The 25,548-nt window shown below is 74.1% G+C and carries 8 protein-coding genes and 1 pseudogene; 2 read left to right on the top strand and 7 right to left on the bottom strand.

From position 1 onward, the window contains the following. Both ACFV6E_RS22590 and ACFV6E_RS22585 read right to left on the bottom strand, forming a co-directional pair. A pseudogene (locus ACFV6E_RS22590) lies at positions 1-151 on the bottom strand (2-oxoacid:ferredoxin oxidoreductase subunit beta); the annotation flags it as partial. Next, positions 141-2,000: a 2-oxoacid:acceptor oxidoreductase subunit alpha gene (locus ACFV6E_RS22585; RefSeq protein ID WP_385463999.1), complete on the bottom strand. Its 1,860-nt coding sequence runs from the start codon at positions 1,998-2,000 to the stop codon at positions 141-143. The gene ACFV6E_RS22585 and the pseudogene ACFV6E_RS22590, both read right to left, overlap by 11 nt. Before the next feature lie 467 nt (positions 2,001-2,467). Here ACFV6E_RS22585 and ACFV6E_RS22580 point away from each other — a divergent pair, with 467 nt between their 5' ends. Next, a complete protein-coding gene (locus ACFV6E_RS22580; protein WP_385463996.1) occupies positions 2,468-3,082 on the top strand; it encodes a TetR family transcriptional regulator in 615 nt (204 codons plus the stop codon). 475 nt (positions 3,083-3,557) lie between these two features. After that, the gene (locus ACFV6E_RS22575) at positions 3,558-5,306 is read left to right on the top strand and encodes an MFS transporter (protein WP_385463993.1); all 1,749 of its coding nucleotides are present in this window, start codon (positions 3,558-3,560) and stop codon (positions 5,304-5,306) included. 1,382 nt (positions 5,307-6,688) lie between these two features. Here the strand turns inward: ACFV6E_RS22575 and ACFV6E_RS22570 are convergent. The 5 genes from ACFV6E_RS22570 to ACFV6E_RS22550 all read right to left on the bottom strand — a co-directional run bounded on the left by ACFV6E_RS22570 (position 6,689) and on the right by ACFV6E_RS22550 (position 25,392). Next, on the bottom strand, positions 6,689-7,462 hold the full coding sequence (locus ACFV6E_RS22570; protein ID WP_385463991.1) for a TetR family transcriptional regulator: 774 nt from the start codon (positions 7,460-7,462) through the stop codon (positions 6,689-6,691). A 368-nt stretch (positions 7,463-7,830) separates the two neighbouring features. Beyond that, positions 7,831-9,582, bottom strand: coding sequence for an NAD(P)/FAD-dependent oxidoreductase (locus ACFV6E_RS22565; RefSeq protein ID WP_385463988.1), 1,752 nt, complete (start codon positions 9,580-9,582; stop codon positions 7,831-7,833). Between the two features lie 14 nt (positions 9,583-9,596). Further along, positions 9,597-11,264 (bottom strand): NAD(P)/FAD-dependent oxidoreductase, encoded by a 1,668-nt coding sequence (locus ACFV6E_RS22560; protein ID WP_385162299.1) that lies wholly within the window; start codon positions 11,262-11,264, stop codon positions 9,597-9,599. Positions 11,265-11,311: 47 nt separating this feature from the next. Continuing rightward, on the bottom strand, positions 11,312-16,747 hold the full coding sequence (locus ACFV6E_RS22555; protein ID WP_385463986.1) for an SDR family NAD(P)-dependent oxidoreductase: 5,436 nt from the start codon (positions 16,745-16,747) through the stop codon (positions 11,312-11,314). Continuing rightward, the gene (locus tag ACFV6E_RS22550; RefSeq protein ID WP_385463983.1) at positions 16,744-25,392 is read right to left on the bottom strand and encodes a type I polyketide synthase; all 8,649 of its coding nucleotides are present in this window, start codon (positions 25,390-25,392) and stop codon (positions 16,744-16,746) included. The genes ACFV6E_RS22555 and ACFV6E_RS22550 overlap by 4 nt, the downstream gene beginning before the upstream one ends. Positions 25,393-25,548 lie beyond the last annotated feature (156 nt).

Genomic DNA, 25,548 nt, shown 5'->3' with positions numbered 1-25,548 from the left:
GGCCGAGTTCGGGCATGAAGCCCTGGACGGCGGCGAGGATCGCGTAGTCACCGCAGCCGGGGCACCAGCGCACTTCCTGATCGGACTTGAAGTCCCGCGCCGTGAGGGCGGCTGCGCTCCTGGGGAGCAGGGACAGTTCCTCAATGGGCATGGAGTGCCTCCGTGAGCGCCTGCGCGAGCTGTTCGGCCTTGAACGGCATGCCGTTGATCTGGGTGTGGCTGACCGCGTCCACCAGGTACTTCGCCCGTACGAGCGTGGCGAGCTGGCCGAGGTTCATCTCGGGGATCACCACCCGGCCGTAGGACCGCAGTACGTCACCCAGGTTCCGCGGGAAGGGGTTGAGGTGACGCAGATGGGCCTGCGCGATGCTCTCGCCGGCGGCGCGCAGCCGGCGGACGGCCGCGGTGATCGGCCCGTAGGTGGGGCCCCAGCCGAGGACCAGGGTGCGGGCGCCGTCCGGATCGTCGACCGGGACGTCCGGCACCGCGATGCCGTCGATCTTCGCCTGCCGGGTGCGGACCATGAAGTCGTGGTTGGCCGGGTCGTAGGAGATGTTGCCGGAGCCGTCCTGCTTCTCGATGCCGCCGATGCGGTGCTCCAGGCCGGGCGTGCCCGGTACGGCCCAGGGCCGGGCGAGGGTCTGAGGGTCGCGCTTGTACGGCCAGAAGACCTCGGTGCCGTCGGCCAGCGTGTGATTGGTCCGCTGCGCGAACTGCACGCGCAGGTCCGGCAGTTCATGGGGCTGGGGGATGCGCCAGGGCTCGCTGCCGTTGGCCAGATAGCCGTCGGAGAGCAGGAAGACCGGGGTGCGGTAGGTCAGGGCAATCCGGGCCGCGTCCAGGGCGGCGTCGAAGCAGTCGGCCGGGGTGCGGGGGGCCACGACCGGGACGGGGGCCTCGCCGTTGCGGCCGTACATCGCCTGGAGCAGGTCGGCCTGTTCGGTCTTGGTGGGCAGTCCGGTAGAGGGGCCGCCGCGCTGGATGTCGATGACGACCAGCGGCAGTTCGAGGGAGACGGCGAGGCCCACGGTCTCGGCCTTGAGCGTGACGCCGGGGCCCGAGGTGGTGGTGACGGCCAGGGAGCCGCCGAAGGCGGCGCCGAGCGCGGCGCCGACGGCGGCGATCTCGTCCTCGGCCTGGAAGGTGCGGACGCCGAAGTTCTTGTGCCGGCTCAGCTCGTGCAGGATGTCGGAGGCGGGAGTGATCGGGTACGAGCCGAGGAAGAGGGGCAGGTCGGCCTGGCGGCCCGCGGCGATCAGGCCGTACGCCAGGGCGAGGTTCCCGGAGATGTTGCGGTAGGTGCCGGGCGGGAACGTGCCGGTCGCGGGCGCGACCTCGTAGCTGACGGCGAAGTCCTCGGTGGTCTCGCCGAAGTTCCAGCCCGCGCGGAAGGCGGCGAGGTTGGCGGCCGCGATGTCCGGCTTCTTGGCGAACTTCGCCCGCAGGATCTTCTCGGTGCCCTCGGTCGGCCGGTGGTACATCCAGCTCAGCAGGCCCAGCGCGAACATGTTCTTGCACCGGTCCGTGTCCTTGCGCGCCAGCTCGAAGTCCTTCAGCGCCTCCACGGTGAGCGTGTTCAGCGGGACCGGGTGGACGTGGTACCCGTCCAGCGAACCGTCCTCCAGCGGTGAGGTCTCGTAACCCACCTTCTGCATCGCCCGCTTGGTGAACTCGTCGGTGTTGACGATGAGTTCACCGCCGCGCGGGACATCGCCGAGGTTGGCCCTGAGCGCCGCTGGGTTCATGGCGACCAGTACGTTCGGCGCGTCGCCGGGGGTGAGGATGTCGTGGTCGGCGAAGTGCAGCTGGAAGGACGAGACGCCCGGCAGCGTGCCCGCGGGGGCACGGATCTCGGCCGGGAAGTTCGGCAGCGTCGCCAGGTCGTTGCCGAAGGACGCCGTCTGTGAGGTGAACAGATCACCCGTGAGCTGCATGCCGTCGCCCGAGTCACCCGAGAAACGGATGATGACCCGGCCGAGCTGATCCGTCTGTTTCGTCACCGGCAAGTGCCTCTCCCTGGAGCGGAATGCGCATGCGTGGGCATGCGCCCGCAGAGCCGTCGCGCTGAACGAGGGTTGGGCGCCCGCTGCGAGCGTAGGGGGAACCGCGCCGCATTTCAACGGGGGTTGAATTGCCGTCTCGGCGGTAGTCGAACTGCTGCGGCCGGGGGCTCCGGGGCCGCCAGGTCCCCCGATCGCCGCAGGCCCCGGCCCTGTTCGGGCGAGCGAACGGAGAGGTGACGTGCGGGCTGGTACGGTGCCAAGTTGCCTCGTAGCGGGGGGAGTTGAGATCTTGGGCGGTGGCGGCGAAAGCTTTGACCCCAGAAGTCACCGTGTGTAGACTTCATTACTGGCTGAATTATGCTGGCGACCCATGTCCGGATCGCCGCACCGCCCAGAACGCCCGTGTCGCAACCGGGCCGGAGCGCGTCCTACGGGGGGACTCGTGATCGAGAGGAAGTGCCGCCATGGCCGAATCCAGGGGTGAACCGGGCAGCCGGCGGGCCATCATGCGATCCGCCGCCGACCTCTTCGCCGCCCTCGGCTACCGCAACACCTCACTGCGCGCCGTCGCCGCCGAGGCAGGGTGCGACCCGGCGCTGATCGCCCACTACTTCGCCTCGAAGGAGGCGCTCTACGAGGCCGTCATCACCGAGACGGTCCGGCCCGCCGAGGTCTTCCGCGAGGCGGTCGAACGGCGCGACGCCGAGGCGGCGGAATGGCTGCTGCGGCACGCGGTGGCCGACTGGGGCGACCCCGTGCAGCGCCGGCGCATCCTCGGCGTGCTGCGCTCGGCGCTCGACCTCCCCGCGGCCAGGGCCCGGATGGACCAGTCGCTGGTGCCCGAAGGGCTCACCGGCACGGACGAGATCAGGCTGGCGCTGGTCAGCAGCCTGCTCGTCGGGGTGATGACGGCGCGCCACATGGGCCTGCTGCCCGCCGAACTGGCCAAGGGCGGGGAGACGGACGAACTGGTCCGCGCGCTGACTCCGGCGGTGGCCGCGTTCCTGGCCGCGGGGCCGGACGGGCCGGACGGGTCGAACGGGTCGAACGGGTCGGCTCCGGCGCCCTGCGGCGGCTGACGCGCGCCCGGTCCGTAAGTACTCCAGCCGTTCACGGCGTCACCGCGTCCCGGTCCGGAGGCGGTGACGCCGCCGTCCGTGCGCCGTCGTCTTTGCGCCGCCGTCCGTGCGCCGTCGTCCTTGCGCCGTCGTCCTTGCGTCGCCGTCCGTGCGCCACCATCCGTCGACGGACGGCTTCGGCGCGTGGTGAAGGTCCGGGCAACGGGTCGGTTCCGTGAGGTGGCCGGGCGCCGACGCGGATCCGAATCCTTCCTCTTCCGGTGATCCGGAACGCCGGTGGGCGTAGCTGCCCCTGACCATCGCGCAGTCGTCGTCGCACGTCAACTCGACTGTCGCAACGCGTCGTTGAGAGCGACCGCGCTGTCCGGAACACGGGCATCGAGCTTGCGGAGAAGAATTCAGTACTCGTAGACTTCATTGGAGAATGAATAACTGTGGGGGTGCTGTCAGCGGACGGCGAACCCAAGGAGGGAACATGGAATCGATTGACACGGGCGTGCAGGCGACAGCCCCGCCCGGCACCTCGTCCGGGGGCGTCGGCACCGCCAACCCGGCCCGCTGGCTGATCCTCGCCGTCACGCTGTCCGCCATCTTCATGCAGATGCTGGACACGACGATCACGATGGTCGCCCTGCCCTCGTTGCAGAGCGACCTCGGCTCGACCTTCGCCGAGATCCAACTGGTCGTCGCCGTCTACTCGCTGGCGTTCGCCTGCGTGCTGGTGACCGGCGGCCGGCTCGGCGACATCTACGGCCGTCGCAAGATCTTCCTGATCGGCATGCTCGGCTTCACCATCGCCTCGGCGCTCTGCGGCGCGGCACCCAGCTCGACCTTCCTGATCGGGGCCCGGGTGCTCCAGGGGATGTGCTCGGGCTTGATGTTTCCGCAGGTCCTGTCGATCATCCAGGTCACGTTCTCGGCCAAGGAACGGCCCAAGGCCCTCGCCATGTACGGGGCTTCGGTCGGACTCGGTACGGTGCTCGGCCCGGTGCTCGGCGGCTGGCTGATCGACCTGGACATCCTCGGCACGGACTGGCGGGCGATCTTCTACGTCAACCTGCCGGTCGGCGCGCTCGCCCTGCTGCTGGGCCTGGCCAAGATCCCGGAGTCCTCGGCGGAGGGCGCGCGCAGGCTCGACGTGTCCGGTGCGGTCATCCTCACCGCGGGTCTGTTCAGCCTGATCCTGCCGCTGGTCATCGGCCGGGAACACGACTGGCCCGCCTGGAGCCTGGTGCTTCTCGGCCTGAGCCCGCTCGTGCTCGCCTGGTTCTTCGCGTACGAGGCAAGACTGTCGAAGCTCGCCGACAAGTCGCCGCTGGTGCCGAGCGGGCTGTTCAAGGAGCGGTCGTTCACCGTCGGGCTCGTGATCAGCGTGGTGTTCTTCGCCGGCATCCCGTCGTTCTTCATGGTCTTCTTCATGAGCCTCCAGATCGGCTTCGGCTACACGCCGATCTCGGCGGGTCTGGTCAGCCTCGGCTTCGCCGCGCTCATCGCGGTCGCCTCCGCCCGGTCGGCGGCCGTCGTCAAGCGGCTCGGCACCAAGACCCTCGCCCTCGGCACCGGGCTGCTGCTCGTCGGCATCTCGGGCGTGATCGCCACATTGCAGTGGGCCGACTCCGACCTGCACGGCTACCAGCTCGTCCCCTCGCTGATGGTGGCGGGGCTCGGCGGCGGCTTCTTCCTCGCGCCGTGCACCGGGATCATCCTGGCCGGCATCCGGTCCCGCGAGGCCGGTTCGGCGTCCGGCATGCTCGCCACCGTGCAGCAGGTGGGCATCGCCATCGGTATCGCGGTCGCGGGCATCCTGTTCTACGGCCTGCTCGGCTCGAACGCCGATGACGCGAGCCGGTCCGCGCTCCCGCAGCTCCGCACCGACCTCGCGGCGGCGGGGCTCTCCGAGGCCCAGCAGGCGCAGATCACCGACTCGTTCCAGACCTGCTTCCACGACCGGATGAACCAGAAGGACCTGACCGAGACGCCGGCCAGCTGCGCGCGTATCGAGAAGGAGATGGCGAACAGCCCGGCGCCCGCCGAGACCAAGGCGAAGGTGCGGGCGGCGGTGCTCGGCAAGGCGGTGCCCGAGGCCCGTAAGACCAACTTCGGGGACAGCTTCGAGCAGGCCGCGTTCTGGCAGATCGGCTGCTTCGGCCTGTCCTGCCTGCTGGTGCTCGCGCTGCCGCGGATCCGCCCCGAGGACGTCCAGGACACCCCGGGCGGAGCCTGACCCCCGACGCCGGGGCGTACGCCGGGTGCCGGCGTGAGGGACCGGCACCCCGGCCGACCGCCCCGGCCCCGGGGTGCGCCGCCGGGACCTGACTCCGCGGCGCGCCCCACGCGGCGCGGGTCCGTCTCGCGCCGCGCGCCACGGGTCCGGGGGCCGGGAGTCGGCTCCCGGACCCGCCCGGCCACTCGCCCGCCCGGCCACTCACCCGCCCGGCCACTCGCCCGCACCCGCCCCTGACGGCCTCAGCAGCGAGGTGCGCCGCCCACCGCGTCAGTACCTCCGTAACTCCCCATGCCCGCGCCCCTCGTACGCCCCTCGTGGTGAAAGGACGAACCGTGTTGCCGGTTCTCGTGCTCGGTGTCGCCTCGGCCCTGGCCTACGCGGGGGCGGCCGTGGCGCAGCGGACGTCCGCCGCGCGTCTTGCCGGGCGCGGGCGCCGGGGCGTGCTGCGCGGGGCGACCTGGTGGGTGTCGCTCGCGCTCAACGCGCTGGGTGCCGTCCTGCACACGGTGGCGCTCCGCTTCGGGCCGCTGGTCGCCGTGCAGATGCTCGGCGTGCTCACCCTCGTCGCGGCGCCGCTGCTGTCCGCGGTCGCCGTCCGGCCGTACCCGGGCTCCGCCCCGGCCCCGGCTTCCGCGTCCCGGCGCATGACCGCCGCCCAGTGGTCCGGCGTCGCCTGCACGGTGGCCGGGGTCGCCGGGCTGCTGGCCCTGACCCGTTCCGCGCGGGAGAGCCGCGCGCTCGGCCCGGGGGAGACGGCGGGCGTGCTGGCCCTGACCGCCGTGGCGCTCGGCATCCCGACGGCGGCGGCCGTCCTGCACAGGCACGCGGCGGCCGTCCTGCACCGGCGCACCCCCACCGGCCGCGGCGGCAGGAACCCGAGAAACAGTCATGTGAACGGCCGGCCGTACGTCCGTGCCGGCCGCCCCGTCGGCCGGCGGGCCGACGCCCCCGCGCTCTGGTACGCCGCTGCCGCCGGGGTCGCCTTCGGGGCCGCCTCCGCGTTGGCGCAGACCGCCGTGCTGGAGCTGACGGGCGGGGGCGCTCCGGGGCTGCCGGTCGCGGCGCTGCTCGCCGCCGCCGGTGTCGCGGGTCTGGCGCCCGCGGGTCTGCTGCTGTCCCAACTCGCCTACCGCGGCGGCCTTCAGGCCCCGCTCGCCGTCCTCACCCTGGTCAATCCGGTGTTCGCGGCGGTCGTCGGCGTCGTCGTCCTGGGGGACCGTTACGCCACCTCGCCGCCCGCCGTACTGGCGGGACTCGCCGCGGCGGCCGCCGCGGGACGGGGCGTCTTCGTCCTGGCCCGCCGCGAGACGACGGCCCGCCGCGAGGCGGCAACCCACCGCGAGGCGGCAACCCACCGCGAGGCGGCAACCCAGCCGGTGTCAACCCGCGGTCCGGTCGGTCCCGCCGGTCCCGTCAGCCCCATCGCCCCGTCCGGACTCGCCGGACCCACCGTTGCCCCCGGACCCACCGGACCCACCGGACCCCCCGGGCCGCCCGGAAACCCGCTCGAAATGCACCTCGAGGGCGGGCACGAACCACTCGACGAGTTCCTCGAAGTCGAGTGACGCCAGAGGGTCCATCTCCAGGACGTACCGCAGCATCACCAGGCCGGCGAGTTGCGCGGAGACCAGGGAGGCGAGGGCCGGTACGCGGTCGGTGTCCGCGGGGACGAACCGCCGGACGCAGGCCGCGAAGCTGTCCTCGATACGGTCGCGGAAGCTTTTCGACGTGGCCTCGTCCGACAGGCCGGTCCGGTAGACGGCGACCAGCGCGGGCCGGGTCGCCGGGTCCTCCCAGAAGGACAGGAAGGTACGTGCGATCCGTTCACCGGGCCGGTCCGTGAGCGGCTCGGGCCCGTCGAGCAGCGAGTCGAAGAGGGACGAGACGTCGAGGCGGGCGGAGACCGCGTCCTGGAACACGCCCTCCTTGTTGCTGAAGAAGTGGTGGATGAGAGCCGGGTCGACCTGAGCCCGCTGGGCGATGCCGCGCATCGTGGTGCCCGAGTAGCCCTTGGCCGCGAAGAGTTCGAGCGCGGCGTCGAGGATCTGCTCCTTGGTGCTGCTCTGCCCGGGGCGCCGACCGCCGTGGCGTGACGGCGTCCGGCCGCCGGACCGGGCCTTGGGCCCCCAGGGGCTACCGTCTCCGGTGCTCACCAGACCCCCTTCGGGTATTAATTCACGGGTGTAGGAAATCGACGTTACCAGCATTCCACATGGGCAGATCCCCCGGTAGGGAGGATTCCGGCACTCCGCCCGGGTGTCGAGACGATATTGGGCGAGGCTGCGGAGGGTGGCCGGAATCGATCACCGTGGCACCTGTCGCGCGGTCCCGCCCCAGGGGGCCGGGCGCACGGAACCGCCGCCCGGGGCCCGCTGCGGCGGGTGTGCCCGGGGCGACGGTTCCGGCCCCGCTTCCTGTGTGCGGTGTGTGAGTTGTCTGAATGTCGGTCGTTGCAGTTCGTTGCAGTTCGTTGCAGTTCGTTGCAGCTCGTTCCCGCTCGTTGCCGGTCGTTCGCCGCGCGTTACCTGTCGACGTCCGGCAGCACGGTGGCGCCGGGAGTCAGCACCCGGCGCACCATGTGCGGCGCCCGGCGCTTGGCCCACAGCAGTACCTTGACGCGTTTGAGCGGGGTGAAGTTGTAGTAGCGGTCGGTGGGATCGCCGAAGGCGAAGAGCGGCGGGACGAACGAGGCCGTCCGCAGTCGGCCGAAGACCCGCTCGGCCGCCGCGCCCGGCGCCAGCCGGCCGTCCGCGACCTGCCGCGCCAGCCGCTCCGTGTCGTCGAAGAGCGCGGCGAAGCCCGCGTAGACGGGGAACCAGAAGCCGCTGCCCCGGTAGCGCCCCACCTCCCGCCACCGGTCCGCCCGGCCGGGGGAGGCCAGCGCGTCGTTGCGGGCCCGCTTCAGCGACAGGGCGGCGAACATGGAGTGCAGCAGCCACACCCGGCAGAAGGCGTTCCACAGCCGGAAGTCGGTGGTGGCCGTCAGCGCGGTGCGCAGCAGCCGGTCCCCGTGCTCGATCAGGTCGTTCTGGAACGTCTCCAGGGGCCGGAAACGCTCCGCCGACCAGTCGCCGTCGGCCGCGGCCGCGATGAGGTGAGCCGCCGCCTCGTGCACCAGCTCCGCGGTCAGCGTGAGGTCCCGCGAGAGCGTGAAGTCGCTGCGTACGGCGGAGCGTTCGAGGACGACGAAGCCGTCACCGGCCGCCGCGCCGGCGTCGTACTGCCACGACTGGGAGCCGGTCCACGCCCGTACCGGTGTCGCCTCGGCGAACTGCCACCGCAGGTCGGGGAAGTGCCGGACCAGGTGCTGGAAGTCGTCCTCCGCACAGGCCGAGGACTGCGGCCACTGCTCGGCGTCGAGGCTGACCGCCACGCTGGTGAGGGAGGCCGTGCCGGTGCGCTGTCCGCCGAAGGGGACGAGCTGGATCCAGCCGCCGGGGAAGACGATCTGGGTGGTGCCGCCGGTCCACGGGGTGCCGCCGCTGCCCGGGTCCACCCGCTCCTCCAGCGGTCTGACACCCCGCAGGTGCGCGGTCAGCACGCGGGAGGAGTGGCGCAGCGGGCGCAGGGCCGGGCCGGTGCCCAGGCGCTTCAGCATCGGCGCGTCGGGCCCGGACATGTCGACCACGAACGCGGCCCGCACCGATTGGCCGTCGGCCAGCTCGACGAGGAAGTCGCCCGCCTCGCCCCGTACGCCGGCGAGGGCCGGGCGGTCCCGCGGGACCTTCGCGCCGTGACCCACGGCGATCCGGTGCACCCAGGCGTCCACGTCGGGCCGGTACAGGTGCGACTCGCCGTGCTCGCCGGGCACGTTGAACTGCACGACCTGGTGCGGCCGTACCCGGGCGCCGGGCCGGGCGTAGACGAAGCCGATGCTCCGTTTGAGCCCGGAGGTCCGGCGCACCTCGGCGGGCAGCTGCCCGAAGTGCCCGAGCGCGGCCAGCTCCGGTACGCCGTAGCGGCGCGCGAGCAGTTCGAAGACCTCCGCCGTGTACGGGACCGTGGTCTCGCCCGCCGGGGTGTCCGCGTCGTGCGGGCAGTCCACGAGGACGACGTCGAGCCCGGCGCGGGCCAGGACCGCGGCGAGCATGCCGCCGCCCAGGTGCGCGCCGAGCACGGCGACGGTGTGCCGGGCGCCGGTCCCGGACGGGACCGGCGCGGTCTCCTCCGCCGGCTCGTAGGGCAGCGCGGACTCGGCGGCGCCCACGGACTCGGCGCCGTCCGCCCAGCCCGGTTCCCCGGCCGGTGGTTTCCCGGGTGCGTTCTTCTCCATGGCTGCGTCCTTCGTCATGAGCTCTTGCGGAAACGGGAGCGCAGGAACCCGCCGAGCGCGCCGGCCACCACCGGACCGGTGTCCGGGGCCGCGGAGCCGCGCTTGGCCCAGTGCATGGTGCGGATCATGCGGGCCGGGTTGGGGTTGTAGAAGCGGTTGGCCGGGTCGTGCAGGCCGAACGGCGGCGGCGCGTAGCCGTCGTCCTGGAGCAGGTCGAAGAGTTCGCCGGTGGCCCGGTCCGGGGTCATCAGACCGGCCTCGACGTCCCGGCAGGCGGCCCAGGCCGCGTCGGTGATCTTGTTGAAGCCGACGCTCGCCGGGAACAGCGCCCCGGGGTGCGGCTGGGCCTCCAGCTCCCGCCAGATGAGCTGGTCGCCGGTGCGCTGGAACCGGGTGAGGGCGTCCTGCGCGTTGAGGGTGCCGAGCACCGTGCCGAGCGCCCACATCCGAAACGTGGCGTTCCACATGCCGTAGTCGCGGAACGAGGTGAAGGAGGACGCCACCACCTCGTCGTGGGCGTGGACCAGACCGCGCTGTAGCGTCTCGACGTGGCCGAAGCGCTCGGCGGAGAAGTCGTCGTCCTTGGCGGCCTCGATCAGCCGCCAGGCCAGCGAGTTGACCACGTCGGTGGTGTTGGTCAGCCCGCGCGAGTACAGCGCGTCCACGAACCCCGCGGCGTGCGAGGTCAGGCAGAACCGGTCGCCGACGATTCTCTTCGAGGAGTACTGGAGCCGGCCGGTGGACACCCACGGACGGGCCGCCTTCGCGTCCTTGAACTGCGGGGCGACGGCCGGGAACCGCTCCAGCCACTCGGCGAACTCGCGCTCCGGAGGCGTGTCCGTCTTCGGGTGCCTGCGCGGGTCCAGGGTCAGGCCCACGCTGCACAGCCGGTTGGTGGCCGCGCGGTGGTTGTCGAACGGGATGACCCACAGCCAGCCGCCGTCGAAGACGTGGTGCAGGGTGCCCTGGTGCCAGGGGCTGGGGTTGTCGTGCCGGCGCCCCGCCGGGCAGTCGTCGAAGGGGCGCACGCCCACCATGTGCGTGAACAGGGTGCGCGAATGGGTGCGCTGCTGCGGCACCTCGTCGCGCAGGGCGAACTTGCGGGCCAGCGGCGAGTTGTGGCCGCCCGCGTCCACGATGTACCGGGCGCGGATCGCCGGCCCCTTCTCCACTGCGAGCGTGACCCCGGAGCCGTCCACCTCGACGTCCGTCACCCGGGTGTTCAGCCGGGGCACCGCGCCGTAGCGCACCGCCACGTTGAACATGTAGGCGTCGACGTCCTGGCGGAACATGTGCGACTCGGTGGACAGCGCCACCGGGATCACGAACTGGTTGATCTCCTTCGGGTCCTGCGGCTCGCCCTCGCGGTGGTAGACGAAGCCGAAGTTCCGCTTCTGCCCGGAGTTCGAGGACACCTTGGAGCGCATGGTGGAGAAGTGGCTCAGATGCGCGATCTCCGGCACGCCGTAGCGCGCCGCGAGAATCCGCAGCATCACCGAGGTGTAAGGGATGGTGGACTCGCCCACCGCGAAGCGCGGGTGCGCCCCGGCGTCGACCAGGACCGTCTTCACCCCGTTGCGGGTCAGGATCGCGGCCAGGACCGAACCGGCGATCCCGGCGCCCAGGATGGCGACGTCGTGGACGGTCTTGTCGGGCGAGCCCGACGCGGACAGCGGTTGCATGATGCTCGTTCCTCCAGGAGTCGGGGCGGAATCGCGGACCTCGGCGCTCACGCCGGGTCCGCCGGCCGCTGGGGGCCGAACGCGGCGGTCGCCGGGTGCTTCTCCTCGATCAGGTCGTGGAGGAAGGAGCCCCAGTGGATGCCGGGGCAGGCGAAGAAGTCGCGGCTGTTGATCTCCAGGCGCAGGTCGTCCCGGCAGCGGCTGATCAGCTCCATCACCATCAGGCTGTCCAGACCCATGTCCGCGAGCCGGGTGTCCTCGGTGAGGGTGTCCAGCTCCAGGCGCAGGATCTCCGAGAGCTGCGCACGGATGTACTCGTCGAGCTCGGCGAGCCGTTCGGCACGCGGCAGGCCCAGCAGCCGGGCGGTGAGCGGGCCGAGTTCACCGGCCGGTGCCGGGCCCGCGGCGGGCGCGGAGCGGACGGTGCTGAGCATCGGGCGTTCCCTGCGCGCCTCCATCAGGTCCCGGAACAGCACCCAGTCCGCCGAGCACACCGTGCGGTGCGCGACACCGTCCGCCACCGCCTCGCCGAGCAGTTCCAGCGCGTGCCCGGGGTTGAGCTGCTTGAGGCCGATGGAGCGCAGGAACGCCATCACCGAGTCGTCCGCGAGACCGGACCTGGCACCCCACGGGCCCCAGCTCACCGTCGTGGCGGCGAGCCCGAGCGTGTGCCGGTGATGGGCGAAGGAGTCCAGGAAGGCGTTGGCCGCGGCATAGCCCGCCAGGTGCTGCGAGCCCCAGACCGAGGCGATCGAGGAGAACGAGACGAACAGGTCCAGGTTCTGGTCCGCGGTGGCGTGGTGCAGCGCCCAGGTGCCCGCCACCTTCGCGTGCAGGCACCGGTCGTACGTCTCCGGGTCGCTCTCCCGCAGGAACTGCGGCTCCGACAGGCCCGCCGCGTGCACCACTCCGCGCAACGGCCGCCCGGCGAGCGCCAGTCGGTCGGTGAGCGCGCGCAGCGCCGCCTCGTCGGCCGTGTCCAGCGCCACCACCCGTACGTCGGCGCCCTGGGCCTCGATCCGGCGGACCCCGGCGATCCGGGCGGCGGTCGCGTCGTCGTGGCGGGCGGCGTCCCAGGCGGAGCGCTCGGGCAGCCCGGAGCGGCCGGCCAGGACGACGGTGCCCGCGCCGTTGCGGGCCAGCCACTCGCCGACCAGGAGACCGAGACTGCCGAGGCCGCCCGTCACGAGGTAGCTGCCGAGGTCGCTGAGCGGCGGCAGCGGGCGCTGCTCTCCGTCGGCCGGGTTCGCGGCGACCAGCCGGGGCACCAGTACGGTGCCGCCGCGCCGCGCCGTCAGGTCCTCGACGGTCCTGGCCGACAGGAGCGCGGCGATCTGCTCCGCCTCGTCGGGCGCCCCCGCCGGGTCCAGGTCCAGCAGTCCTCCCCACAGCTCCGGGTGCTCCAGGGCGGCGACCTTGCCCAGGCCCCACAGCGGCGCCGCGGGCAGGCACACCTCCCGCTGTCCGGGACCGGTCCACTGGGCGCCGCGGGTCACCACCCACACCTGGGTGGCGGCCTCCGCCTCGGCGAGCCGGCGGGTGGCGGCCAGGAAGACGTGCTCGGCCGTCGTCCGGGCCCGCTGCGAGGCCTCGGCGCCGTACCCGGACACCGGCAGACCGAGACCGCTCAACAGCACCAGGTGCCCGTACGGGGCGTCCGCGCCGAGGGCCGTGTCCAGTACCCGCCGTACCGCCTCCGCCGTCGGCCCGACGCGGGTCACCGCCGCGCCGCGCAGCGTCAGCCGCTTGGCGACGGCCTCGACGAGGGCGTCCGTACCGGCCGCGGCGGGGTCCGCGCCGACCAGCAGCACCCGCTGCCCGCGCAGCTCGCGTTCGCCGAACGCCGCCGGGTCGCCGGGCCGCCACACCTGCTCCCACACCGTCTCCTCGGAGGCGCTGCGCGGCACCTCGGCCGCCCGCGCCGCCGACGAGCGGAGCTGGACGTCCCGCATCATGATCAGCACGCTGCCGTCCGAGCCGAGGATCTCCAGACCGCCGCGGAGCTCGCCGTCCTCCTCGGCCGGGTCCAGCCAGCCGTGGATGTAGCGGCGGGTGCCCTCAGGCACCGCCGTGGGCACCGGCGCGCCGCCGCCCTCGGGGGCCTTCTCGGACTGGCGCAGCAGCCCGAGCGTCAGGTCGAGCAGGGCGCCGCGCGGCAGTTGCTCCGCCGCCCGGTTGACCTCGGCGAGCACCTCGCCCGCGCCCTGGTAGACCTCGTTGAGCACCGGCTCGGCCCAGCCGGGCACCGCGATGTCGGCCGGGTCGACCGGCACGCAGCGGGCCCGCACCGCGTCGAGGTCGCCGCCCGCGGGCCGCGACGCGGTGGGCCTGCGGACCAGGACACCGCGGGCGTGCAGCCGCCAGCTCCCGCTCTCCGCGGACTCCACGCCGTGCCGGGAGAAGCACAGGAACAGCGATCGGCCCTCGTCGTCCTGCGGCAGCACGTACACCCGGATCCGGGCGGGCCGGTGCTCGGGGTCCAGGAGCAGCGGCTCACCGACCACGAACCGGTCCACCAGCCGGGGCTGTGCCCCGGGCAGCTTCGCGGCGCCGGCCAGCGCCCAGTGGCAGAAGCCGCCCGCCGACACCGCGCGCCGCCCGTCCGGGCCGGTCTGCACGAACACCTCGGACAGTTCGTCCAACTGGGGCGAGAAGGTGGGCGCGCCGGACAGCAGATGGCCCTCGAAGAGCGCCCCTGGCGCGTCCTCCGCCGGTGTCTCCGCGCCGCCGCCCGCCGCCTCGTCGTTGAACCAGTACCGCTCGCGCTGCCACGGATAGCTCGGCAGGGCGGTGCGGCGCGGGCGCTCGGCCCGGTGCACCGCGGTCCAGTCGACCGGCACGCCCCGGTGGTGCAGCGCGCCCAGCGCCTGGCCCACGATGTGCGCGTCCTCGCGGTCGCGGCGCAGCGACGGGATCCAGCCCACGCCGTCCTCGGGCAGGCAGCGCGCGCCGAGGCCGAGCAGCACCGGCGCCGGGCCGAGTTCGAGGAAGGTGCGGCAGCCCGTCTCGTACAGCGCGGTGACGCCCGCGTAGAAGCGCACCGGCGCGAGGACGTGCTCCGACCAGTACTCGGGGCGCAGCTGCTCAGGACCCCACTCGCGCCCGGTGACGTTGGAGATCACCGGGTACTTCGGCTGATGGAACGTCAGGGTCTCGGTGACCTTGCGGAACTCGTCGAGCATCGGGGCCATCAGCGGTGAGTGGAAGGCGTGCGAGACGACGAGCCCGCGGTGCTTGACGCCCCGCGCGGCCAGCAGCCCGACGACCCTGCCGACCTCGTCCCCGGGTCCGGACAGCACCACGTCCGTCGGCCCGTTCACGGCGGCGACGGCCACGTCCGGCACCGGGCCCGCCTCGGCGAGCGCGGCGCGCACCGTCTCCTCGTCGCAGACCAGGGTCTCCATCACACCGCCCGCGGGCAGCGCCTCCATCAGCCGGGCGCGGGCCGTGACCAGCCGGGCGGCGTCGTCCAGCGAGTGCACGCCGGCGACGCACGCCGCGGTGATCTCGCCGAGGCTATGCCCGATCAGCGCGGTCGGCCGCACCCCCCACGCCTCCCACATCTTCGCCAGCGCGTACTCGACGGCGAAAAGGGCGGGCTGGGTGAACCCGGTGCGGTTGACCCGCTCGTCGCCGCCCGCGCCCTCCAGGACCGGACGCAGCGGTTCGTCCAGGTACGTGTCGAGCGCGTCGACCGCCGCGTCCAGCGCCTCGGCGAAGACCGGCTCGGCCGCCGCGAGCCCGCTCGCCATGCCCGCGTACTGCGCGCCCTGGCCGGTGAACAGCCAGCCCAGGCGGCGCGCCTTGGCGCCCGTCGGCCCGTGCACGGTGACGTGCTCGGCCCGCTCGCCCGCGGCGAACGCGGCGAGTCCCGCGGCCAGTTGGGCGCCGTCACCGGTCACGCTCAGCCCGTGCTTCATCCGGGCCCGCCCGACGTGCGACGAGTAGCAGATGTCCGACAGGGTGCGCGGATCCGCGTCCCGCACGTGCGCCTCGTACGCGCCCGCCATCTCGCGCAGCGCCTCGGGGCTGTTGGCGCTCAGCGTCAGCAGGCCCGTCCCGCGCGGGGTGCCCTCGCGGGGCGCGGGGCGCGGCGCCTCGGCGAGCACCGTGTGCGCGTTGGTGCCGCTGGCGCCGAAGCTGCTCACCCCGGCGGTGCGCGGGCCCTGGGGCCAGGGCGTGGTCTCGGTGGTGACCTTCAGGTTGATGCTGTCCCACGGCACCTGCGGATTGGGGTCGTTCAGGTGCAGATGCCGGGGCAGGGTCTCGTGCTGGAGCGCGAGGACGACCTTGAGCAGGCCCGCCGCGCCGGCCGCCGGCTCCAGGTGCCCGATGTTGGTCTTCACCGAGCCGACCAGGAGCGGCCGGTCGGCGGCGCGTCCGGTGCCGGTGACCGCGTTCAGCGCCTTCAGCTCGATCGGGTCGCCGAGCTGGGTGCCCGTACCGTGCGCCTCGACGTAGGTGAGGTCGGCGGGGGAGACCCCGGCGTCCTTGAGCGCGGAGCTGATCACGTTCTGCTGCGCGGCCGGGTTCGGGACGGTCAGGCCGCTGCTGCGCCCGTCGTGCTCGGTCGCCACCCCGCGCACCACGGCCAGGATCCGGTCGCCCGCCGCCTCCGCCTCGTTCAGCCGCTTCAGCACGAACAGCGCGCCGCCCTCACCGCGCGCGTAGCCGTCCGCGGAGGAGTCGAACGTCTTGCACCGTCCGTCGGGCGACAGCGCCCGCAACTTGCTGACCAGCACGAACCCGTACGGCGACAGCATCAGGTTCACGCCGCCGACCAGTGCCATGTCGCAGGCGCCCGAGCGCAGCGACAGCACCGCCTGCTCCAGCGCCACCAGCGACGACGAGCACGCCGTGTCGATCACCATGCTGGGACCCTGGAAACCGAAGGTGTACGAGATCCGCCCGGCCAGGAAGCTGGGCTCGCCGATCAGCTGGTAGGCGTCGACGTCGGCCATCGCGCCCTTCTGCTGGCGCATCCGCACGTAGTCACTGGTACTGGCGCCGAGGAAGACCCCGACCCGGCTGCCCTCCAGCTCGCTCGGCGGCAGGCAGGCGTTCTCCATCGCCTCCCAGGCCAGTTCGAGGACCAGCCGCTGCTGCGGGTCCATGCCCGCCGCCTCGCGGGGCGAGATGCCGAAGACGGTCGGGTCGAAGGTGTCCACCGGGCCGTCGAGGAAGTTGCCCGACAGGGTGTAGGCGGTGCCCGGGTGGTCGGGGTCCGGGTTGTAGAAACCGGCGATCGAATGCCGCTCCTCGGGGAACGGGGCGGTCGAGTCGCGGCCCTCGGACAGCGAGTGCCAGAACTCCTCCGGCGTCGCACCGCCCGGGAGCCGGCAGGAGAGACCGATCACCGCCAGTGGCTGTGGCTGCTGGAGCTCCTGGACCCGGGCGCGCAGGCTGCGGATGGTGCCGAGGGAGTCCTTGAGCCGGCCGCGGAGGACGTCCTGGCTCGGCTGCTCGGCATGGCTCTTCGTCATCGGTTCTCCTCAAACCCAAGCGTTCGTGAGTCGGAGATCTCCGCCTCCAACTGGCGTAGCAGTTCGTCGTCGTCCAGGTCGTCCAGGTCGCCGGGGCCGTCCTCGCGGCCGGTGTCCGCGGGCTCGGCCGCCGGACCGCCGGGCTCGGCGGCCGGGGCGTCCGCGGCCGGGTGGCCGAGCTGCTGGAGCAGGTGCACGGTGAGCGCTAGCGCGGTGGGGTGCTCGAAGGCGACCGTCGAGGACAGCTCGGTCTGCAACTCGCGGGAGAGCCGCAGCCGCAGCGTCAGTGACATCACCGAGTCCATGCCCAGCTCGAAGAAGCCCTGGTCGGCACGGAGTTCTTCCTCCGGCAGACCGAGCACCTCGGCGACCCGGGTGCACACCCGGTCGAGCATCCGGTCCCGGCGCTGCTCCGGGTCGAGCCCGTCGAGCGAGGCCACGAAGTCCGTGCCGCCGCCGCTCCTGGCCGCCCCGAGGACCGTACGGAACAGCTCGCGGTGCGGGGCGTCGGCCAGCGCGCTGCCGAACAGCTCCCAGTCCACGTCGGCGACGCAGGCGTGCACCGTGTGGTCGCGGGCCAGCAGGTCCAGGGCGGCGACCAGGTCGGCCTCGCGCAGCGGCGCCACGCCGCTCGACTTCAGCAGTAAAGTCGTCCGTTCGTCGAGGAGCTGGCTGCCCTCCAGCGGCATCAGCTCCACGTGCGTCACCGGCAGTCCGCCGGCCCTGCGGCGCGCCGCGAGCGCCCGCAGCGACCAGTCGGCGGGCGCCGCCGCGCCGGTCACCGCGCCGCCCCAGGTCCCGGGCACGGAGCCGAGCAGCACGAACAGGCCCACGGGGTCCTTCGCCGTCAGCCGGTGCAGCAGCTCCGCGGTTGCGGCGCGGTTGGCCTCCGCGCGCAGTGCGGACTCGGTGGTCTCCTCCAGCGGCACCGCCAGCTCCGGGGTCGCCGCGCAGACCACGCCCGCGATCCCCGCGTCCGCCCGCAACTCGCCGACCAGCGAAGCCAGTTCGTCGCGCGAGCCGTGCGTCGCCACGGTGCGGATCTCGGCGCCCGCGGCCCGCCAGCCGGTGATCCGGTCGTCCAGGGGCAGCCGTTCGGCCCGCTCGGGCTCGGTGTCGGCGAGCACGATCCGCCGGGCGCCCGCACCGACCAGCCAGTCCACCACGGGCGGCACCAGCGCGCCGCCCGCCCCGGTCACCAGGTGCCAGCGCTCCGCGGGCAGCGGCCGGTGCCCGGCCCGCTGGGGAGCCTCCGCCCGGACCAGCGAACCGACCTGCACCGAGGAGTGCTCGATCCGGACGTGCTCGTCCCCGGGCGGGCACAGCAGCCGCGTCACCAGCGTGCGCAGCTCCTCGGCGCTGCCCCGGCCCAGGTCGACATGGCCGCCCCACGCCTCGGGCCTGGTCATCGCCAGGGTGCGGCCGAGACCGGCGTGCGCGCCCTGGTCGCCGTCCGGGAAACCCTCGTGACCGGTCGGCAGCAGCGCGTGCCGGGTGACCAGCCACAGCCGCGGCGGGGTGCCCTCCGCACCGGCCAGCGCGGTGATCAGCGCGGTGGTGGCCAGCCGCCCGTCGGGCCGGGACTCCAGGTCCTCCAGCGGCCACAGGTCACAGATACCGGTGGTCGCCTCGTTGGCGTGCACCGCGAGCAGCGTCTCCCACGCCTGACGGTCGCAGGGGTCGACGACCAGGCCCCCGCCGCCGCCCGCCCCGGCCGAGCGCACCCGGCGCACCTCGCAGCCCGCCGCCCGCAGCCCGTCGGCGACCGTGCCCGCGAGCTGGTCGGTGTCGCCGCACACCAGCCAGCGGGTGGCGGGCGCGACGTCCGTACCGTCCCGGCCCGCCGGGCGCCGGCCCGCGGGGTTCCAGACCATCCGGTACAGCAGGTCACCGATCCGGTCGCGGCCCGCGTCCGCGGGCGGGGCGTCCGCGGACGCGGCCAGGCGCAGCCCGGTCAGCTCCGCGACCCGGCGCCCGGCACCGTCGAGCACCACGACATCGGCCTCCGCCAGGCCGCCGGGACCCGTGCGCACCGGACCGCGGCAGACCCGTACGGTGCCCTCGAGCGCCGCCCTGACCCGCACCGATGCGATACCGGCGGGTCGGGGGTCGGTGTCGGAGGGGGCAGCGTCGGTGCCGTCGGCGGTCAGCCACAGCGCCAGGCGCAGCAGTTCGGCGGGCAGCCGGTGCCGGGACGAGCCGTCGGGCAGCACCACGGTGGCGTCGGCGTGTCCCCGGCCGCTGCCGGCCGACCGCACCCCGAGGCCGGGGAAGCGGTCGGCCAGCGCGGCCCGGAGGGGTTCGTCGTCGGCCGTCTCCCCGATCACCGCGAGGCCCGCGGCGGCAGCGGCCGAGGTGTCCGTCGTCGCGCTCAGCGCGGGCCCGCCCGGCGCGTCCCCGGACAGCGGACGCAGCACCACGGAACCCTGCCGGGTGTCCACCACGGCCTGCAACTCCGCCCGGCCCGTGTCGTCGGCCCGCGCCGGGGCGGCGAACCGTACGTCGTCCAGGGCGGGCGCCGGTGCGCCGGTCGCCGCCGCGCTGCCGAGCGCGGCCTCCAGCAGCGCCGCCGCCGACACCGTCGTACGGGCGCCGGAACCGCTGGTCTGCCAGGGGCTGCGGGTGCCGTCCACGATCACCGGCAGCAGCGCGGTCCACGGCGCGGTCGTCGGCCGTACCGGCGTGCCCAGCAGGGTGCCCCGGCCGGCGGACCGGTCGACGGGCGCGTCCGGCAGCCAGTGCTCCTTGCGCTGCCACGGGTAGCCGGGCAGATCCACCACCGTGCGGCCCGCGCCGGTGAACCGCGCCCAGTCGACCGGGACGCCCTGCGCGTGCAGCGTGCCCAGCGAGACGAGCAGCGTGGCCACCTCGTCCTCGTCGCGCACCAGCGAGGGCAGCACCACCGGCCGCGCGACCCCGGACGCCGTCAGCGACTCCTCGGCGCCCGACACCAGGACCGGATGCGGCGACACCTCCACGAACACCCGCTCCCCGGGATCCTCCACGGCCGTCACCGCGTCCTGGAAGAGCACCGTGTCGCGCAGATTGCGGCCCCAGTACGCGGCCGTCAGCGCGGACCCGGGCAGCTCGGCGCCCTCGACGGACGAGTAGAACGGCACCCGGGTCTCCGACGGCACCAGATGCGCCAGGCCCGACACCAGCCGCTCGCGCAGCGGTTCCATCAGCGGCGAGTGCGGCGCCACCGGCACCTTCACCCCGCGCACGAAGACGTTCGCCTCGGTCAGCTCCTCGGCCAGCTCCTCCAGCGCGCCGACGTCACCGGCGACGACCGTGGTGCGCGGCCCGTTGACCGTGGCCACGCCGAGCTTGTCCTCGTACAGGACCAGGTACGGCGCCAGGTCCGCGCGGGACAGGCCGACGACGACCGAGCCGCCGGTGCCGACGAGGGTGTCCAGGAGCCGCGAGCGCAGGCACAGGATCTCCGCCGCCTGCGCCAGGGTGAGCGCGCCGGCCGCCCACGCGGCGGCGACCTCGCCCATGCTGTGCCCGACGACCGCCCCGGGCACCACGCCCCAGCTCCGCCACAGCTCGACCAGACCGACCTGCACCGCGAAGACCAGCTCCTGCGGGATGCCCTCGTCGAACGGGCGGCTGCCCGGCTCGCCGCGCAGCGCCGCCAGCGGCGACCAGCCGATCCACTTGCGCATCTCCTCCTCGCAGGCCGCCACCGCGTCCCGGAACACCGGCTCCGTCTCAAGGAGCCGGCGCCCCATCCCGGCCCACTGGGAGCCGAACCCGGAGAAGACGAACACGCAGGACCGCTCCGACTCGGCCGTGCCGCGCACCACTTGGGGGTGGTCCTCACCCTTGGCGAGCGCGCGCAGCGCCGAGCGCACCCCGACGACGTCCCGGCCGACCGCGACCGCCCGGTGGTCGAGATGGCTGCGGCGCACGGACGCGGTGTGGGCGAGGTCCGCGAGCGCGGTGGCGTCGCCCGGCTCCAGCAGCGCCAGGTACTGCTTCGCCGCGGCGGGCAGCGCCGACTCGTGCGCCGCGGACAGCGGCAGCGCGAACCGCGCCGGGGGCTCGGCGGCCGGCTCCGCGGCGGCCGGGGCCTCGGCGACCAGGACGTGCGCGTTGGTGCCGGTGAAGCCGAACGAGCTGACGCCCGCGATCCGGCGCCTGCTCTCCTCGGGCCACCGCTGCGCCGCCGCGGCGAGCTCCAGACCGAGCCGGTCCCAGGGGACCTTGCCGGTCGGCGCCGTGGTGACCCCGATGTGCGGGGCGATCCGCCCATGGTGCACCGACAGGATCGCCTTGATCAGCCCGGCCATGCCGGCCGACGCCTCCAGGTGCCCGATGTTGGGCTTGGCCGAACCGACGAGCAGCGGCGCGCCGTCGGCGCCTCCCGGCCGCAACGCCTGCGCCAGCGCCCGCAGTTCGACGGGGTCGCCGAGCGGGGTGCCGGTGCCGTGCGCCTCGGCGTAGCCGACGTCCCGGCCGGACAGCCCGGCCTCGGCGAGGGCCTGCTCGATCAGGGCGCGCTGCGCCGTGCCGTTCGGCACGGTCAGACCGCTGCTCGCGCCGTCCTGGTTCACCGCGCTGCCGGGCAGCACCGCGTAGACGCGGTCGCCGTCGGCGACGGCCTTCGACAGCCGCTTCAGGACGACCGCGCCCGAGCCCTCGCCGCGCAGATAGCCGTCGGCGGCCTCGTCGAACGTCCGGCAGTGGCCGCTCGGCGAGAGCGCGCCGCCCGCCGACACCGACACCGGGATGACGGGGCTGAGGATCACGTTGACGCCGCCCGCGACCGCGAGATCGCTCTCGCCGCTGCGCAGGCTCCGGATCGCCAGGTGCACGGCGGTCAGCGAGGACGAGCACGCGGTGTCCACGGCCAGGCTGGGCCCGGTCAGGCCGAGGAAGTAGGAGAGCCGCCCCGGCGCGCCCGCGAAGGAGTTGCCGGTGCCGTAGTACAGGTCCACGTCCTGGAGCCGGCTGCCGACGTGCTGGGCGTGGTCGGAGCTGTTCATGCCGACGAAGACACCGGTGGCCGAGCCGCGCAGCCGGTCCCGGGTGGCGCCCGCGTCCTCCAGCGCCTCGTAGGCGACTTCCAGGAAGAGCCGGTGCTGCGGGTCGAGGCTGCGGGCCTCCCGGGGCGAGATGCGGAAGAACGCCGCGTCGAAGCCGCGCACGTCGTCCAGGTAGCCGCCGCGCAGCGAGGTCATGGTGCCCGGCGTCCACGTCCCGTCGGACAGGAACGCCTTGCCGTCCCAGCGGTCCGCGGGGACGTCCCGGATGACCTCGCGCCCGTCGAGCAGCAGCCGCCAGTAGTCCCGCACGGTGGGACCGCCGGGGAACCGGCAGCTCATGCCGACGACGGCGATGGGGTCGTCGGCGGGGGCGGTGTCCGGGACGGGGGCGGCCGGACCGGCGGCCACGGCCGCCGGTGCCTCCCGTGTCGCCTGCGCTGCCGTGAGCGCGGTGACCTGCGGCAGCAGATGGTCCACCAGCTCGTCCAGGCAGGGGCGTTCGAAGGGCGTGGACAGCGGGATGTCCAGGCCGAGCCGCAGCCCGAGGCGGTCCACGAACTCCACGATGCTCAGCGAGTCGAGCCCGAGGTCGGTGAAGCCGCGCCGGGGCGGGATCCGCCGGGACGGGTCCTGGCCCAGGATCTCCGCCAGGACCTGTGAGGTCGTACGCATCAGCGTCCGGCGTTCCCGGCCGGTGCTCCCGGTGTCGGCGGTGGCCGAGGGGGCGGTCCCGGTCCCGTCCGCCGGCGCTCCCGCGGGGGGACGGTGCGGTGCGGCGGCGGACGGGACGGCCGCCCGGGCGGCCCCGTCGGGGGTCGGGGCCGCGGCCGGGGTCGGTGGGGCGGAGCCGGACGGCTCCGCCGGTACGAGGGCTTCGCCGGCCTCGCCGGTCAGATCGACCTGCCGGGCGGGCCCGAGCGGCCGGCCCTCCGGGTCGATGAGCTGGACGGCGAGCCGGGCGGGCGCGGCCGGGTCGCCGGGCACCGCGCCCGGCGCGTACTGCGTGCCCGGGGTCACGTCGGGCAGCCAGAACGACTCGTGCTGCCACGGGTGGCGGGGCAGATCCGTGAGGCGGCCCGGGAGCAGCCGGTCCCAGGCCACGCCGGCGCCCGCGCAGTGCAGGGCGGCGAGCGAGCCGAGCAGGGCGGCGGGCCCGTCGGCGTCCCGGCGCAGCGAGCCGACCGCGACGCCCTGGCGGCGCAGCGAGGTCAGGGCGTCGGCCAGCGGACGGACGAGCGTGGGATGCGGGCCCAGCTCGACGAAGTCGGCGCCCCGGTCCTGGAGAAGGTTGCGCACGGCGGGCCAGAAGCGGACCGGGCGCAGCACGTTGGCGGCCCAGTAGTCGGCGTCGAGCACGGCGGGCGGGTCGTCGGGGCGGACGGTGGAGACGAAGGCCCCGGGCGTCGGCACGGAGGGAAGGCCGGCGAGCTCGGCGCGCAGCCGCTCGGCGAAGGGCGCCATGGCGGGGCTGTGGAAGGCGTAGTCGCCGGGCACGAACCGCGCGGTGACGGACCGCTCGCGCAGCAGGGAGGCGATCGCCGTCAGGTCCTCCTCGGACCCGGCGAGCACGGTGGCGTTCGGCCCGTTGACCGTGGCGACGGTGACGGCGCGCCCGGTACCGGCGGCGGCCAGGGTGGCCTCCTCCTCGGCGAGCGCCACCGCGAGCATCCGCCCGGTGCCCGCGGCGGCGCTCATGACGCGCCCCCGCCGGACCGCGAGGTCCAGGGCGGTGCGCAGGTCGAGGGCGCCGGTGAAGCACGCCGCGGAGATCTCGCCGAGGCTGTGGCCGACCACGTCGGTCGGTTCCACGCCCCGCGCGCGCCAGACCTCCGCGAGCGCCAACTGCAAGGCCACTACGGCTGGTTGGGCCAGCTCGGTGGCGGCGAGGTCGCCCTCGAACAGCTCCCGCAGGCCCGGCAGCCCGGCTGCGCGCAGCACCGCGTCGCTGCGCTCGAAGTGGGCCGCCGCGACGGGTTCGCGCGCCCACAGGTCCAGGCCCATGCCGCGCCACTGCGAGCCCTGCCCGGAGAAGACGAAGACGGTACGGTGCCGGCGGCGCGGTTCGGCGGTGCCGGTGAGGGTGCGCTCGTCGGGCTCGCCCGCGGCGAGTTCCTGGAGCGAGGCGCGCAGTTCGCCGGCGTCGGCGCCGATCACGGTGGCCCGCGCCTCGTGGTGGGTGCGCCGTACGGCGGCGGTGTGCAGGACGTCGCCGAGCGGCGGTTCGCCGTCGAGGGCGCCGGCCAGGTCCCGGGCGCGCTCGCGCAGCGCGGCCTGGGTGGAGCCGGACAGCAGCAGCACGCGCGGACCGTCCGTGTCGTCGGCGCTCTCCTCGGGTGCGGTCTCGGCCGGTGCGGAGACCAGGACGTGCGCGTTGGTGCCGCTCAGCCCGAAGGCGCTGACGCCGAGCAGGGTGTCGTCGGTCGCGTCGAGCGGGACGGCCCCGGCCGAGATGCTCAGCGGCCCGTCGGCCCAGGGGATCACGGGGTTGGGCGAGGACAGGTGCAGCTGCGGCGGCACCAGCCGGTGCCGGGCCGTCAGTACGGTCTTGATCAGGGCGGCGACACCGGCGGCGGCGTCCGTGTGCCCGAAGTTCGCCTTGTGCGAGCCGATGTGCAGCTTGCGTCCGGGCTCGCGGCCGGGCCCGAACACCTGCGACAGCGCGTACGCCTCGATGGGGTCGCCGAGCGGGGTGCCGGTGCCGTGCGTCTCGACGTAGGCGACCTCGCCGGGCGCGGCGCCGGCCCGGGTCAGGGCCTCGCGGAGCAGCGCTTCCTGGGCCGAGGCGTTGGGCACGGTCAGGCCCGCGCTGCGGCCGTCGTGGTTGAAGGCGCTGCCCCGGACGACGGCGAGCACCCGGTCCCCGTCGGCCACCGCGTCGTCGAGCCGCTTCAGTACGACGACACCGCAGCCCTCGCCGCGCACGATGCCGTCGGCGTCGGCGGCGAACGGCTTGCAGCGGCCGGTGGGGGACAGGGCCTGCACCTTGCTCATGAAGACGGACAGCTCGGGGGCGGCCAGGACGTTGACGCCGCCCGCGATCGCCGTGTCGGCCTCGCCGTTGGCCAGGCTGCGGCAGGCCAGGTGCACCGCGACCAGGGAGGAGGAGCAGGCGGTGTTCACGGACAGGGCGGGGCCGTGCAGGCCCAGGGTGTAGGCGAGCCGGCCGGGCGCGAAGCTGAACTCCTTGCCGCTCGCGTAGTACGGGTCGATGTGCTTCACCCCGCGCGTCTTGGAGTGCAGCAGGGTGTAGTCCATGCCGAGCATGCCGAAGAACACACCGGTGCGGGAGCCCGCGAGCCCCGGCTTGGTGAGCCCGGCGTGCTCCAGCGCCTCCCAGGAGACCTCGAGCAGGAGCCGCTGCTGCGGGTCCATCTCGCGGGCCTCGCGGAAGGAGATGCCGAAGAAGTCGGCGTCGAACTCGTCGAGTCCGGGCAGTACGCCGGCCCACCGGCAGTAGCCGGTGCCCGGGGCGGAGCCGTCCTCGCTGATGTACTCGGGGCCCCAGCGCTCCGGGGGGATCTCCCCGATGACGTCGACGCCGTCGCGCAGGACGCGCCAGAAGGAGTCGGGACCGGTCACCCCGCCCGGGTAACGGCACCCGATGCCGACGAGGGCTATGGCCGGATCGGTGGTGATTCCGTTGCGGGCGGGCATGGATCCCCCTTCGAAGGTGTGGCAGGTCGCCAGACGTGACGGTCGAGTGGTGCCGAGGCGGCCGGGGTCCGGGTGGCGGGAGGGGCGTCCGCGCCACCCGGGCCGTACCGGCCGGCCGGACCCGGCGGGTGTGCGGCCCGACGGGGTGTGCGGCCC

It is taken from the genome of Streptomyces sp. NPDC059785, assembly GCF_042732375.1.
Taxonomy (GTDB): Bacteria; Actinomycetota; Actinomycetes; order Streptomycetales; family Streptomycetaceae; genus Streptomyces.
This window is presented reverse-complemented; position numbering and strand designations above follow the sequence as displayed.

Excerpts from the sequence above, each read along its gene's own strand:
- ACFV6E_RS22580 (WP_385463996.1), top strand. The coding sequence starts at position 2,468 with ATGGCCGAATCCAGGGGTGAACCGGGCAGCCGGCGGGCCATCATGCGA.
- ACFV6E_RS22575 (WP_385463993.1), top strand. The coding sequence starts at position 3,558 with ATGGAATCGATTGACACGGGCGTGCAGGCGACAGCCCCGCCCGGCACC.
- ACFV6E_RS22565 (WP_385463988.1), bottom strand. The coding sequence starts at position 9,582 with ATGGAGAAGAACGCACCCGGGAAACCACCGGCCGGGGAACCGGGCTGG.
- ACFV6E_RS22560 (WP_385162299.1), bottom strand. The coding sequence starts at position 11,264 with ATGCAACCGCTGTCCGCGTCGGGCTCGCCCGACAAGACCGTCCACGAC.
- ACFV6E_RS22555 (WP_385463986.1), bottom strand. The coding sequence starts at position 16,747 with ATGACGAAGAGCCATGCCGAGCAGCCGAGCCAGGACGTCCTCCGCGGC.
- ACFV6E_RS22550 (WP_385463983.1), bottom strand. The coding sequence starts at position 25,392 with ATGCCCGCCCGCAACGGAATCACCACCGATCCGGCCATAGCCCTCGTC.